Origin of the sequence: Flavobacterium movens (genome assembly GCF_039581425.1) — a bacterium.
Taxonomy (GTDB): domain Bacteria; phylum Bacteroidota; class Bacteroidia; order Flavobacteriales; family Flavobacteriaceae; genus Flavobacterium; species Flavobacterium luteolum.
Genome location: NZ_JBCPXY010000007.1, coordinates 264719 through 279487, shown reverse-complemented (window position 1 = coordinate 279487; position 14769 = coordinate 264719). Strand labels below are relative to the sequence as shown.

Annotated in this window: 10 protein-coding genes; 7 read left to right on the top strand and 3 right to left on the bottom strand. The window is 37.8% G+C overall.

Features of this window, described 5'->3' with window-relative positions:
- Positions 1-44 precede the first annotated feature (44 nt).
- From AAYQ05_RS14715 to AAYQ05_RS14705, 3 genes are all read left to right on the top strand, one after another.
- Complete coding sequence (locus AAYQ05_RS14715; protein ID WP_343544211.1) at positions 45-989, top strand: helix-turn-helix domain-containing protein; 945 nt, start codon at positions 45-47, stop codon at positions 987-989.
- A 79-nt stretch (positions 990-1068) separates the two neighbouring features.
- A complete protein-coding gene (locus AAYQ05_RS14710) occupies positions 1069-2559 on the top strand; it encodes a MauE/DoxX family redox-associated membrane protein (protein WP_343544210.1) in 1491 nt (496 codons plus the stop codon).
- 98 nt (positions 2560-2657) lie between these two features.
- Positions 2658-2927 (top strand): hypothetical protein, encoded by a 270-nt coding sequence (locus AAYQ05_RS14705; RefSeq protein WP_343544209.1) that lies wholly within the window; start codon positions 2658-2660, stop codon positions 2925-2927.
- Between the two features lie 62 nt (positions 2928-2989).
- Here AAYQ05_RS14705 and AAYQ05_RS14700 read toward each other — a convergent pair whose 3' ends face one another.
- The 3 genes from AAYQ05_RS14700 to AAYQ05_RS14690 all read right to left on the bottom strand — a co-directional run bounded on the left by AAYQ05_RS14700 (position 2990) and on the right by AAYQ05_RS14690 (position 10073).
- Complete coding sequence (locus AAYQ05_RS14700; protein WP_343544208.1) at positions 2990-5536, bottom strand: alpha/beta hydrolase family protein; 2547 nt, start codon at positions 5534-5536, stop codon at positions 2990-2992.
- Between the two features lie 75 nt (positions 5537-5611).
- On the bottom strand, positions 5612-7030 hold the full coding sequence (locus tag AAYQ05_RS14695; protein WP_343544207.1) for a RagB/SusD family nutrient uptake outer membrane protein: 1419 nt from the start codon (positions 7028-7030) through the stop codon (positions 5612-5614).
- 16 nt (positions 7031-7046) lie between these two features.
- Complete coding sequence (locus AAYQ05_RS14690) at positions 7047-10073, bottom strand: SusC/RagA family TonB-linked outer membrane protein (RefSeq protein ID WP_343544206.1); 3027 nt, start codon at positions 10071-10073, stop codon at positions 7047-7049.
- A gap of 498 nt (positions 10074-10571) precedes the next feature.
- Between AAYQ05_RS14690 and AAYQ05_RS14685 the strand changes: the two genes are divergently transcribed.
- The 4 genes from AAYQ05_RS14685 (at position 10572) to AAYQ05_RS14670 (ending at position 14768) form a co-directional block, all read left to right on the top strand.
- Positions 10572-10793, top strand: a complete 222-nt coding sequence (locus AAYQ05_RS14685) for a helix-turn-helix domain-containing protein (RefSeq protein WP_343544205.1) — start codon at positions 10572-10574, stop codon at positions 10791-10793.
- 250 nt (positions 10794-11043) lie between these two features.
- The gene (locus tag AAYQ05_RS14680; RefSeq protein ID WP_343544204.1) at positions 11044-13467 is read left to right on the top strand and encodes an ATP-binding protein; all 2424 of its coding nucleotides are present in this window, start codon (positions 11044-11046) and stop codon (positions 13465-13467) included.
- 6 nt (positions 13468-13473) lie between these two features.
- Positions 13474-14142 carry a hypothetical protein gene (locus AAYQ05_RS14675; RefSeq protein ID WP_343544203.1) on the top strand — a complete coding sequence of 223 codons (669 nt, stop codon included), beginning with the start codon at positions 13474-13476 and terminating at the stop codon, positions 14140-14142.
- A complete protein-coding gene (locus AAYQ05_RS14670; protein ID WP_343544202.1) occupies positions 14139-14768 on the top strand; it encodes an HNH endonuclease in 630 nt (209 codons plus the stop codon). Before AAYQ05_RS14675 ends, AAYQ05_RS14670 begins: the two co-directional genes overlap by 4 nt.
- The last annotated feature ends 1 nt before the right edge of the window (position 14769 follow it).

The following is a 14769-nucleotide window of genomic DNA, read 5'->3' as shown; positions in this document are numbered from 1 at the left end:
GACAGACGGAAATAGTCAGTCATAGAATATAAAAATCAGTACAAATGAAAAACCCTCACAACCGCCAGCGGATGGTATCGATGCACAAGATGTTGTTTGAAATGGCAAGAGGCAATTTCAATAACCAGATTCCATTGAGCAGTTTCGATGACGAAATTGAAACTTTGGTTGTCCTGGTCAACATGGTTGCGGAAGAGCTTAAAGAGTCCGCCTTCCACTTGGGTTTTGTCAACCCCTACATTACTCATAGGATGGTGACTCCCGCTACTTTTATTTTAGATGAAAATCATTCGATAAAAGATGTGAATCAAGGAGCATTGAAAATTTTGGGCTATGATTCCGTGGAGATGCTCAACAGGCCTATTATGGAATTCTTACAGGATGATTTCTCGGATATGTCAGATATTGAGAAAAGGGCACTGGAAGAAGTGCTTTTAGCGGGAGAAATAATTACACTGAATTTTGTAACATACAAAAAGCTGATAGTAAGTGCTGAGTGTTCGGTATCTAGATTATCGGACGGCAACTTTACTGTTCTCAGTTTCATAACGCCTTTTCTCCAGCTTGATGAAGATGTTACAGAAGTCCACGAAATAGCAGAGCAGAGGCAACATAATTTTAGAAGAGCCGATGCGCGACTGATGCAGAGTGTTTATGATTATGTACTTGATAATTTGGCAGAGCCATTGCCTTCAGTAAAGGAACTGGCAAGGCTTTTTGGAACAAATGATTTCAAGCTTAAAGATGGATTCAGGTATTTTTTCCATACAAGCATTTATAAATTTTATACGGAGGAAAGGCTCAAAAGAGCATACCTGATGATTGAACAGACCGATATTCCTTTGAAGAATATTTCTTTTATGAATGGTTTTAACAGCTATCCCAACTTTTCCAAATCATTCAAGAAACGATTTGGAACCTCTCCTAACGAAGTAAGCCGAAACAATACTGGCAATCTTTTTTATGAAAGGGACATTAATCCTTCCTGAATAATTATCGCTCCCGATACTACAAGTGATATGAGGTTTTAATTCAGAATTTTACAATCTGAAATCAAATTGAAAAATCATGAAGCGCAGTTTAGGGACAACTTTTAAGAAGTATTTTGTAGAAACAGTCTGCTCATTATTTATTCTGCTTTTTATATATGCCGCAGTAAGCAAAGCGATGGACTTTGAGCATTTCCGCGCCCAGATAGGACAGTCTCCGCTCTTAAGCCCATTTGCAAATTTTGTATCAGTAGGCGTTATTATGGCAGAAATAATTGTTTCAGTTCTGCTGGCTGTTCCAAAGGCTAAATATCTTGCACTCTGGCTAGCTGCCGCATTAATGGCAATGTTTACGGCATACATCATCATCATACTTAATTTCAGTTCATTCATACCTTGCTCCTGTGGGGGTATTCTGGAGAAGATGGGATGGGGACAGCATCTTGTTTTTAATATCGCATTCCTTTTTATGGCAATGGCAGCTGTTATGTTGAGCGCTAAAGGCAATGGAGTTTTATTAAAACTTTGTGGAGTTGCAATTGCCAGTGCGGGCATGGTGGTTATTTTATTTGTTTTTTCTGAGGATATAATGGAAAGGGAAAATCCCTTTATAAGACGTTTTCCCAAAGCTTCTGCTGCAAAGACCAATATGCTTGATCTTCGAAATTATTCTTATTATATTGCCGGTGTTCATGGTAATAAAATTTATCTTGGCAATTGGAAAGCTCCTCTTGAGATACTTGAAACGGACTCGAATTTCAAAAATATAGTTAAGCATACCATTATCTTGAACCGTGAAAACTTTAGCTATAAAGCCGTGGAGGTTAGAATCCATTATCCTTATTTTTATGTTATGGATGGTACCGTGCCAGTAATTTATAGAGGACCGGTTTCAAACTGGAAGGCATCGGTACTTACAGAGGGAAAGTTCCATTTTTCCAGTATTGTTTTCCTTGATCCAGATCAGTTTGCCTTCCGCACTCAAAAGCCTCCATCAGGCGAGAATATCATGGGTTATGGGATAGGTTATCCAGCACCAAATATTCAGTATAGTGATGAGGTATTTCAAAAGCAAAAGGATGGAATTTTTGACACAGACGGAACTCTGCAGTACAGCGATAAAATGCAGAAGATAGTATTCATCTATTATTACAGGAACCAGTACATAATTGCTGAGAATAATCTCGAAGTTAAGGCTAGACCGCACACCATAGACACTACTGTCCACGCAAAGTTAAAAGTGGTAAAATTAGAAAAGTCTGGAGATATAAAATTAAGCGCGCCTCCCTATACCGTCAACAGAAACACTTCTGTAAATGGAAAATTGCTTTTTATCAATTCAATGCTTAGAGGAAGATACGAAGATGAGAAGGTATGGAAAAATGCAACCGTAATTGATGTTTACGATATTGCGAAACAGACTTACGTGCTTAGTTTTTATGTCTATGATCAGACGCAGAATGTCAAAATGGGAAACTTTTTTGCGACAGACTCCGCGCTATATGCCATTTCAGGACATTATCTGCTTAAGTATGGATATGGCAAAAGAATCAATTCAATAATGTATTAGTAAGAAATTATAAAAAATATACCGGCCGGTAGCAGGATCTTGACCGAAAACCTGTAGAAAAGAGTAGGTCTCTATTAAATAATTAAATTTTAGATATTATGAAATCAACAATTTTAAAGGCATTTGCTCTGCCATTGGCAGCATTTGCTCTAGCAAGCGCTGGCGCAGCCAGCACTGCTGATGCGGAAAAAAGTAAAACATCTGCAGTGATTCAAGCTTACATCCATAATCCGACAGAGGACGATTGTGAGCCTGTAACTGTAAATTGTGAGCCAGGAAACGGGCAATTATGTACCAGCGGTTCTTTTGAGGCCTATGGAAAAGATAATGAAAACAGTGATTGTAATGTCCAATTGCGCCGCCTGTAGATGAATCAAATTATTAACAAAAGATAATGCAGTTTCAAATTGAAACTGCATTTTTTTTTCGGCTAGTCATTGGAAGTTGCGTTAGAAATCCATTCAGCAGTTTTTTTATCTTTTAAAAAATAGTCAAACCACTCGATAATCCTCCTGCTAAGGTCTTCCTGATTTGAAGCTTTTTTAATATTATGGTCTTCCGTAGGGTAGATCAGCATTACACTTGGCTTTTTAAGCTTGCGAAGAGCGAGGTAGTAAGCCACACTTTGGGTGTAGGGGACAACGCGGTCTTCCTTCCCTGACCAAAGAAGTAGAGGAGTATTTATTTTATCGGCATTTAAAAGCGGATTATTTTTTAGATAGTTTTCCTTTTTTTCAAAAAGTGAGTTTCCCATTCGATACTGCTGGCTTTCAAATCGCCACATCTCTGACTGTGCAATTCCATTTCTGCTGATGTTGAAATAGTATCCGACAATGTCGCTGATCCCGGCACCAGATGCCGCAGCGGAAAATAGTCCTGTCTGCGAAATAATGAAATTAGCCTCATATCCTCCGAAGGAATGTCCATAAAGTCCGATCTTTTTCCTATCTACGAAGCCTTTTTCTAGGACAGCATTAACGGCGGATTTTACGGATTCTAAGGCCGATATTCCAGGATTACCCTTTTTATAGATGATGTCAGGCAGAAGCACAAAATATCCATTAATAGAGTAGTTGGTGATGTTAAATCCAATAGTGCTCTGCAGGGAAGGATTCTGGTAATTATTTACAAGATTAGACATATTCTCGTAAATGTACACAATCATTGGATATTTTTTAGAAGGATTGAAACCTGCTGGATAAATCAGTGCGCACTTGACCATTTCACCTGCTGAGTCACGGTAGTATACCATTTCTGATTTTCCATAAAAGTATTCTTTTTGATGTAGATTCGATTCAAATAGGACTGATGGATTAGTACCGTTTTTTTTGAAGTCAAGTTGGGGAGGATTATTATAAGTCTGGGATGTATAGGCAAAGCAGTGGTTTTTGCTTTGCAGAAGCTGTTCGAATTTTTTGCTCCCAGATACAATCAGTTTTTCCCCTGCTTTAAAATTCAGAGAATGATATCCTGTGGAATGGTCTTTTATATTTCTACTCTCAAGAATAAGATCTTCCTCCATGGAGAAGGTTTTATTTAGAGTGGGATTATTTAGACGAAAGGAAATATTCTTTTCGCGTCCTTTTGTCAATCGTCTGATGTATGATCCGTCAGATGCCGCCATCCATATATCATACTGGTCATAAAGCAGAATGTTTTTTCCGTCGATACTCCATCCTGCGCAGCCGTAAACGCTGAACTGGCTCCTAATTGAAGGTTCGGAATCGTTATCCCAAGAAATTTGTTTATTATCTGTGAGGTTAATGTGTTGTCTGTCAATTGGGTTAAAGATCCACCAGTTTTTCTCGCGGTAATATAGAATCCTGTTACTGGAAGGGTCGAATTTCATCTGCGCAGGATCTATGGACTGCTTTTTTAGAAATTGGATTGTGCTAACGCTTCTTAATTGTTTTATGTAAAAATCTGCTTCTTCATAATATTTATCTTGAAGCCCATAAGGGTTTTTATCGATGATTACGGCAAAATCCTGTCTTCCGGTTATTCCAACGGTGAATTGCCCATTGCCATTGAGCTGAAATAAGGAATCAGTTTCAGGAAACCAGACTGCTTTTTTCGGAGTTCCTGTTCCGTTTTCCGTCATGCACCTTGCAGGATAAAGCGATTTATCATTTCCATTCCACATTTCAACTGTTGCATTTCTTTTTTGGGAATTTGATGTCTTGTTTCGGGTTAGCGTGAAGAAAACTTTTTTTCCGTCTTTAGAAATCTGAAGAGGCAGCTTGGAATTGATGATCAGGTTTTTACCAAGTATCTTATCATTTAAATTAAATGAAAATACCCGGCTGTCTCGAGCTCTGTAGTAGTAGAGCCCTGTTTTATTGCTTGCCGAGTCCATTACAGAAAGAAACGCGGCATTGCTCATATTGTCCTGCCAAGTGGGCTTAAAAAGCTTATAAGGACTTTTTTCTATAATCAGGATTTGATGATAATTGCCGAAATGGATAATGCCGCTTTCGTAAAAATTATTTTTTTTGGTTATGTAAAGCAAATCTTCACTGTGAGAATTCATTACATACTCAGTGATGCCGCTAATGGTATCTAGAGTTTTTCCATTACCATTGTATAAGGTGAGCAATTTATCTTTACTTCCAGTGGAAGCAGTTACGATGAATTTGCCTTTTAAAGGCAGCTCGTAGCTGGCCACATCTTTCAATACTGCTGTTTTTAGAGAAGTGAGATTGAAGAGCCTTAGATTGGATTTAGCATCCAGAAAAGCAAATATAGCTTCTCCTGCAAACTTTCCGTCTTTTCCTTTTGGAAATGGGTAGGTCTTATTTGTGGAGGTATTGCAGAGAAACAATGTATCCATTGCACTTTCGTATCGCATTTCAAAGCTTATCCATTTTCCTTTCTCTGATATGCTTTTCAGCTCCAGCGTACCCCAGCGGCTATAATCTCCTTCTGTGGCTTGCGTCATTTGCCTCGCCTGTCCCATACAGGGACAGGCAGATGGCAAAATCCACAAATTCAACAAATTCAAAATAAAAATTCTAAAATGGTTCCGCATCGAATTGAATTTCTTTACTTATTTCTAATAGCCCTGATTCTGTGGATTCAGGTTTGGATTTGAATTCAATTCCAAAACAGGAATCGGCCACAGCCGGTCATTGGTATCCCACCCAGGTTTTAAAGGGGACAAGGCTTCATCGAGTTTTCCAAAGCGCTTAAGGTCAAAGAACCGCTGGCCAAATTCGGTAAACAGTTCAAAACGGCGCTGCTGCAAAATATCGGCTATAATATCTTCGGAAGAAATTGCGGCGGTATTTGAAAGACCTGCAGCATTTCTGATCATGTTCAGATCTTCTTTTGCTCCTGTAAGATCTCCCTGAATAGCTCTAGCTTCTGAACGTATCAGATACTGTTCAGCCAGACGAAGCACAACGGAATATTCTAGTGAGCTGGCGGTAGGTTGGTCCTGCTTGTACTTATAGGCATAATACCACCTTTGATTGCCGTTGGTCACTGTAGCAGTCCACTGGGTCTTTCTTTTATCTTGTGGCTCAAATGAATTGATGAATTCTTCTCTCAAGCCTACAATTGGCGGAGGACCCACCTTAAAGATGTAGAGGTCGCCTTCCTGCGTGTTGGCGCCAGCAGTTCCAGGCATCAGCTGCCAGATTGTTTCTGTGCTGCCCTTTAGAAATATCCTGTCAAGATTGCTTTCCTTTTTGTATAAGGGATTATTGATTACAGAGGATGCAGCGGCAGAGGCTTCAGGATATAATTTCATATAAAGATAAAGCCTTGCAAGCAGGGCTTTGACTGCACTTCGATTAGGTCTTATTCTCTCATTTGAAATGTATTTTTCAGGCAGAAGGTCTGCCGCTCTGTTAAGATCCTCGAGAGCGTTTTGGTATATCTGACCTGTCGGCACTTTTGAGATTTTGCTGTTAGTTGCATAATCCGTTGTGCTGACATAGGGAATATCACCGTAAATGCCAGTTAAGGTAAAATGGAGAATCGCCCTTACAAACAGCGCTTCACCCATCAGCTGATTCTTTTGATCGTGCGTGATTGCTGTCGATTTTTCGATCCCTTCAATGATGCTGTTTGCAACGTAGATCTGATTATAGCTCTGATTCCAGATATCACTTACCTGAGGAGTTCCCGCAGTAAGACTGTTATTGAATAAATTGCTGACGCTGTTGGGCTGGTAGTAATTGAATTCATCTGTGTAGAGGCCGAGCATAGAGGACAGTCCCGTTGCGCTGCCTGCAAGAATGCCGTTCATTCTCAGTTTCGTGTACAATCCCGCCATTGCTGCATTTGCCGTTTCAGCATCCTCAAAGACCGCATTAGAGGTCAGCTGGGATTTAGGCAGGTCTACTTCGACAAAATTGTCGCAGGAGTTAAAGAAAATCAATGCCAAGACGGCTGATACAGCCAGCATTATAAATCTATTGCTTTTTTTGCAGAAACCAGTCTGCAGAACTTCTATGCTATTTTTCATGGTTCTGGTTATTAAGTTAGAAAGTCAGCTGGACGCCGGCAGTAAATATTTGTAAAGGAGGCAGATATCCGCTAAATCTAAATTCTGGATCTCCATTTTTGTATGGCGTAAAGGTGAGCAGGTTCTGTCCTTGAAGCGATAGTCTGCACTGCACACCTTTAACTGTCTCCAATGGCAGATCATAGCTAAGGGAAATATTTTTCAGGCGGATATAGGATGCATCGACAATGCCCGCATTACTGTCCGAATAATTATAATACGCATTTACAGCAGCGCTGTTCTGTCCTGAGGTATTGATCTGATAAGGCATTATATCTCCCTGATTATTCCATGCATGAATCATATCTTTTGGCTGGTTTGTAAAACTTCCGCCGGGAACATAAGAGCTGTAATCATAATTCTGCTGTTTTACAAACTGAAAAAGGAAGTCCAGCTGCAGGCGTTTATACTGTATGGTATTCTGCAGTCCCCCGTAATATTTAGGTGTAAGGTCGACTACAGTCTGACGGTCCTCAATGGAAATTATTCCGTCCTTGTTTACATCTTCAAACTCATAGATTCCTGTTGATGGATTAACGCCATTGAACTGATAGGTCTTTGCTATTGTTGTCGGTCTGCCGATGACATATCTGTTTGAGTAGGTTGAGCCTTCCAGCCCAGGAAATGAAACGAGCCTGTTTCTGGCCACAGTTATATTGAAATTGGTAGACCATTTAAAATTAGGGTTGCTGAAGTTGATTGTGCGAAGGGTAAATTCAAGGCCCGAATTTTCGACAACGGCATCCAGATTTGCACTTACGGAGCTGAATCCTGTTGTTGCAGGAAGCGGTATGCCTACCAGCTGGTTGGAAGACCTGTTTCTGTATCCTGCGGCAGTAAAAAATAATCTGTCATGGAAAAATCCGGTTTCAAGCGCTATTTCTAATTTTCTATTTATTTCCCAGCTGAAATTTGGATTGAATAGCCTTGTCGGATCCATGCCCACAATACCATTGTATGAGCTTCCAGAGGTTGTGTAGGTGTCCAGAAACTGATAGTCTCCGATCTGGTCGCTTCCTGTGGTTCCGTAGCTTGCACGCAGTTTGCCAAAACTCAGAAAAGAATCTTCTTTTATAAAAGTTTCCTTGGAAAACAGCCACGCCGCGCCTGCAGCTCCAAAAGTGGCGAACTGCCTTCCAGGACCGAACCTGCTCGAACCGTCTCTTCTTGCAGTCAGATTCAGGATGTATTTCTCTTTGAAATTGTAATTAATCCTTCCAAAGAATGCCTGATATTTATACAGAATTTCATCGTTTGCAAGTATGGATTTGGTAACGGCTGCAGAGAGATCAGTAATCTGGCTGTTGCTTGCAAAGCCTCTTCCAGACTGGTAGAGTCTGGCTGTGGACTGCTGCTGTGCAGTCCCGCCAATCAGAACATCGATAGAGCTGTCCTTGAAATCATGGAACCAGCGAATTTGAGGCTCCATTATCCAAGACTGTCTTGATGTAAGATTGGTATAGATGGATGATCTGCTGCTTCCTATGTTTAGTGCCGGGTTGTTCATAGTGGAAGGCAGCAGACGCTGCTCGGAATTTTTCAGGTCCGTGAAACCCAGATTGGCTTTTATTTCCAAATGCGGTGTAACGCTGTAGCTAAGCACTGCGTTAGCCACCAGATCATTTATCTTGCCAGTGTTGGTACCCCGCAGCTGTGCAAGCGGGTTTCTGAATGTGTTGTTTTCAAAATTCAGATTTCCCCCAAGGTCATACAATGATGGGGCATTTGGAGCCAGTGTTCTGGCAATGCGGGTAAGATCGGTTCCAGGCTGCACGTTATTTTGAAAGGTGTAGCCTGCGGAAAAAGTAAGTTTGAATCTTTTGTCCTCGCTGCTGTGGTTCATGTTGAAATGTACAGCTCCTTTGTCATATCCGAAATCTCCGGGCAGGACAGTTGTTTCAGTTCTGTAGGTGCCGCTTAAAAGAAATTGGGTGAGATCAGAGCCTCCCGTAATGGAAGCCTGCAGATTAGTAATCGCCGAGGTGCCTCCCAGGAGTTCTTTCTGCCAGTCCGTATACCTCTTCTGATCCCAAGTGCCGTTAATGTCATACGCAGTTGCTGGATAAGAAGTTATACCGTCATTGGCAAAAGCCTGTCTTCGCATTTCAAGATATTGGGATGTATCCATTAGAGGCACCATCGCAGTTATCCATCCAGCACCGGTGGAGGCGTTGAGCGTAAAGCTGGTTTTTCCCGATTTTCCTTTTTTGGTTGTGATCAAGACCACTCCGTTTGCTCCCCGGGATCCATAAATTGAAGTGGCATCCGCATCTTTGAGCACCTCTATGCTTTCAATGTCACTTGGATTGATACTGTTTAGTGGCCCTGTCGAGGTTGGAACTCCCGAATTGGTATTGCTGTACCCTATTGCGTCGGAAGAATAGGGGACGCCGTCGATAATATACAAAGGCTGATTCCCATCTTCACGCAGACTGTTCATCCCTCTGATTTTAATCTGAAAGCTTGTGCCTGGGGTTCCCGAATCCTGTATTATATCGACCCCCGCCATGCGTCCCTGCATTGTGGCCAGCATATTGGATACGGGCTGCTTTTCAATGTCTTTTGATGTGATTTTGGCTATGCTGCCCGTGCGTTCGCTTTCTTTGACAGAGTAGTATCCCGCATTGATTCGGATCTCCTGCAAGGTAGTGGTGTCGTACGATAAAACGATATTTATAGATGAACGTCCCTGAATGGGTATCAAGGCAGTTTTAAAGCCTATATATGATACTACCAGAGTGTCATTAGATGAAGTGGCAATCGTGTACTGACCGCTGTAGTCTGAAATGACAGCATTGTTTTTTCTACTTTTAATAGCAAGCGTTACGCCTGGCAGAGGATTAGTGCCATCCGTCACAGTGCCTTGAACCTGATGCTGTTGTGAAATAGATTTGAAATGCCGTTCAATGTTTCCGGCGTAAATAGGAGGGAAAGACAGCAGAAAGCCTGCAAAAATTAGGCAATAAAGCGCTATTCCATCCTTGTAAAATGAAAAATAATTCATAATATTGGGATTGGTTAGTTAAATGGATGTTTGATTAGCTAAGGTCCTCTATGAAGTTTGGTCGCTGAACTAGAGGGCCTTTTTTTATGCATTAAGTAAACAACTTAATAGTCATAAAGAAGATTGGTTTAATGCACGGGCAATGAGATTTTAAAGGTTTAACATTTTAATGCGAAACTTTAAAAAAGAAGTGATTTTGCTATGAATGATAAGAAAGTTCTAAATATTAAAAAGGCGCGGAACTCAGCTTATTGACTTGAGGTACTGGAAATACCGAGGAACAATAAGTGAGCCCACGCCATAGGCGTGAGCATCTTACTTATCCTCTCGTTCCTTTTAAATTTCCAGTTTTCAAGTCGAGATTCAAAGCGAATGCTTCAAATATTTTTATGTGAAGAATCGCAAATATATAAATTCAAAAACAAATGTAATAAAAAAAAACAACAACTACACATATATGTGTAGGATTAATATTTTTTTATGCTGCAAATTTAACTTGTGGAAGAAAAAGAGATAAATAAAGTACAAAAGAAGCTTGGAGCTACTATAAGGAAAATTAGAGAAGAAAAAGATCAATATTCTCAATCTAAATTAGCTGTTGAAATTGGTATGTCAGTAAATCAGATTGCCAGAATAGAAAGAGGGGAAACGAATCCAACTGTAAAAACTTTAACTTTAATTGCAATAGCCTTAAAGGTTGATATAAAAGATTTGTTTTAAATAAAAATAGATGCTTCGGCATCTTTTTTTATGTTCTGCATAATCAAAAAAGTTTAATGGGTATTCAATTATTTAATTATTGGTGATTTTTTTTAATACAATTATACAATTGATTTAAGTAAATTATACTTGAGAATTCTTAAATTGTGTTTTAAATTAATAAAGAAATTGCTTTAAAATAATTTAAAAGAATATATTTGTTAATATTAGAAAATTAATTACTTGCAATAAAATAATAGAATAAAGTTAAATGACAAAAGTACCCTTTATTGTTTCTGCCAGAGCAGGTAAATTATTAGGAAGAGAAAATTTCTCTAATCCTGAGGGAGCTATTATAGAATTAGTTAAAAATTCATATGACGCCGATGCAAAAAATTGCCTCGTTGTTTTTGATATAGTTTTCGAAACAGAAAAAGATAATGAGGGTAAGGAAAAAAAAGTGCTTAAAAATGAATTAAGCCAGATTTTTATAATTGATAATGGTGAAGGCATGACTAAGGATGTCATCGAAAACCAATGGATGAAAATCGGAACAGGAAATAAGGAAACAGATTTTATATCAAAGCAGAAAAGAATAAAGACAGGAGCAAAGGGAATCGGCAGGTTCGCACTGGATAGACTTGGTTTTAACGCTGAGATGTGGACAATATCAAAGAATAAGAAAGGTTACAACTGGAATATGGACTGGAAACAGTTTGATAATTCCGATAAATCAATTTCTGAAATTACCGCAGAATTAACAGACAGTACCGTTGATATTTCTCAATTTATTTCTAAAAACTTTAGTAATTTAAAAATCAGTGATTTAGTTAATGAGAAAAGTTTTAATACGGGGACTATTCTTAAGATATCAAACTTGAAAGATGATTGGTTTGATGATGAAATTGCTGGGGTTTTTAAAAGTTTAGAAGCCTTGATTCCGCCTAAAGAGTTAAACATTTTATTTGAGGTTACTTTTGAGCATATTCAGCAACCAACCGAATTTGGAAAAGTCGAAACCGCTTTTTTTAATGACTATGATTATAAGCTCACGGCAAAGTATAATTCGGATGATCTTTCAGTTGATTTTGAGATAATAAGAAATGAGATTGATATTGAAATGCTTAAGAAGAGATTTCCAACTCTCTTTAAAAATGCTAAAGCACCTTATGATTTAGAAACATTAGAAAAGAAAAGTTTTAAGTATTCTAAAAGTATTGATACTCTTTTAAAGTGGGATTTGAATGAAGCTAATATAAAGCTGCTGAAAGATGTAGGTTCATTTGACCTGACTTTTTATTATTTGAAATATAATAATTCTTTAAAAGAAAATTATCCGTATAAATCAATTAATCAGAGGGAAAGAAGGAGTGTTTTAGATAAATTTGGAGGTGTGAAAATCTACAGAGACTCATTTAGGGTAAGACCTTATGGAGATCCTGATAATGATTGGTTAAAACTTGGTGCAAGAGTTGCGCAAAGTCCGGCAGGAGCTGGACAGAGAGTTGGAGACTGGAGAGTCAGACCTGAACAGACAGCTGGAATTATAACGATATCAAGAAAAAATAATCCGTTATTAATTGATAAATCTGACCGTGGGGCTTTACAGGAAAATGATTCTTATGAAACATTCAAAAATATAATTATTGAAGTAATTCATGAATTTGAATTTGACAGGTCAAAAATTCTTAATATTTTTTATAAATTTTTTGCAGTAGAAAAAGAGAAGGAAAGAGAGAAAGAAATACAGAGAAGAGCTGAGTTATTGGCTGATAAAATCGTACTGGAAAGAAAGAATGCAGAAATTAAAATCTATGGAACAAGTAATAGAAAAATAGATTTATTTGCTGAACAGAAAGAAGCAGAAGAGAAAAAAGCATATGAAGAAGCTTTTAAAGATACTTTTAAAGCTATCGAAGATGAAACAAAAGAACTCTTTAATGAGGAAATTGTCCAGGTCAGGGGGCTTGCAAGTTTAGGTTTAATAATGTCTTCTTTTGCTCATGAGCTGAAGGAGGTCAGAAATAATTCTTCAGAAATTAAATTGCTGGAACGAATATATAAAAAACTTGCACCTCAGGAAGATAAGCTATTAATAGATTTCAGTGATGGAAACGATATAATTGAACTGCTTAAGGAAAATTCGGAAAAAATAAAGCATTGGATTGATTATTCTCTTACTGCTGTGAAAAAGGATAAAAGAAAGAGAGGAAAACTTAATTTTTCAACTTATTTAAAGACTTTAGATGCTATTTGGGCAAAAACTTTCAAATTAAAAGATATTAATCTGATATTGAATGACAAGACAAAAGATATTGATTATTCATTTCGCGCATTTGAGATGGATTTAGATACAATTTTTACGAACTTGATTAACAATTCAATAGATTCGTTTAATAGTTTACATCAGGTGCAGGATAGAAACATCACAATATTTTTGCAGTTAATTGATGATGATATTGAAATCATATATTCGGACAATGGTAACGGATTGTCTAAAGTCTTCAAAGAGAAGGAAGAAATATTTTTGCCGTTTACAACAAGTAAAAAAGATAAGAAAGGCAATGAAATTGGTACAGGACTCGGAATGTATTTAGTTAAAAATGTTATAGATGACAATAATGGAAACATTGATATTTTGGAACCTGAAAAAGGATTTTCAGTTAGAATTACGTTTCCTATAAGAAAAAATTAAGCTATTATGGAACAGCAACCTTACAAGATTGGTTATATAGATGAAGATCCGCAGCAGGTGAAGAGATTTACCAGAAATCTACGTCCTCATGGTTTTGAGGTTATTGGATATGAATTTTTTAAAAATATGACTCCAGAGAGTCTTATGGAGCAAGTGTATAATTCAGACATAGATCTATTATTGATAGATTATAAGCTCAAGGAATCAAATGTTGTAGGATTTAACGGAGATGTAATTGAAAATTTAATTTATAACACTAAACCGCTTTTTCCCCATATAATTTTTACCAGTGACGTAGACCAGGCAGAAGCTCATGTTGATGATTGGAAGATTATTTATGACAAAGGAGATGTTTTTGTTGAAGATGAAGAAGATACTACAAATTCTGAAAGGTTTGTAAAGATGTTGATTCGCAGTATTGAGCAGTATAGGAAATATGTAGATTCCAGAAAACATGCACTTTCATTGTTACTTCAGAAAGGCGAGGCTGACGGACTAAATGCGGCGGAAAAAAACGAAGTTTTATCACTTCAAGACGAACTAAATAATCTAGATAAAAGTAAAAAAGAAGAAATACCAAGGCAGTTAATTTCAATTGAAAAGTTAGAAAATTTGGCCAAAAATCGTAAGGAGGCGGAAGAATTCCTGCAAACATTAATTAATAAAAGCAAATGAATGTAAGAGATATACTCCCTGTACGCCGCCAGACCCCTACTAAATCCCCTACAGGAAAGAATTGGTCTGAGCATAAGCCAGATCTTAAGGAAGATTTTAACAGTCACTGCGGTTATTGCGGTTCTTATGACGGTTATAGGCATACCTATTTTGAAGTAGACCATTTCATTCCTAAAAGTTTATTTGAAATAAAAGGTATTATTACATATTGCCAGTATGATAATCTGGTATATGCCTGCAAATTTTGTAATAATAAAAAATTAGCTAAGTGGCCATCTAAAGATGAAACAATTCCTGTTGTAAATGATCAGGGATTTATTGATCCTTGTGATGTTAATTTTGACAATCATCTGTATAGAACAGCTGATGGAGGAATTATGTGGAAAACCGCTCTTGGAAAATGGATGGTTGAAACGGCATTTAAGTTTGATGAAAGAAGTAGTTCTATAAAATTGTTGTGGGAATTAAATCAAAGAAGAAAATTACTAGACCTTTTCATTGTAGAACTACAGAAAAGAGATGAAAATTCAGAGGAATATAAAACAATAAAAAAAGAAGCCGAAAAAATCAGTCTTGAGTATTATATCTACGACAAAGAATTAATGGAATATTATAACAGCATATAGT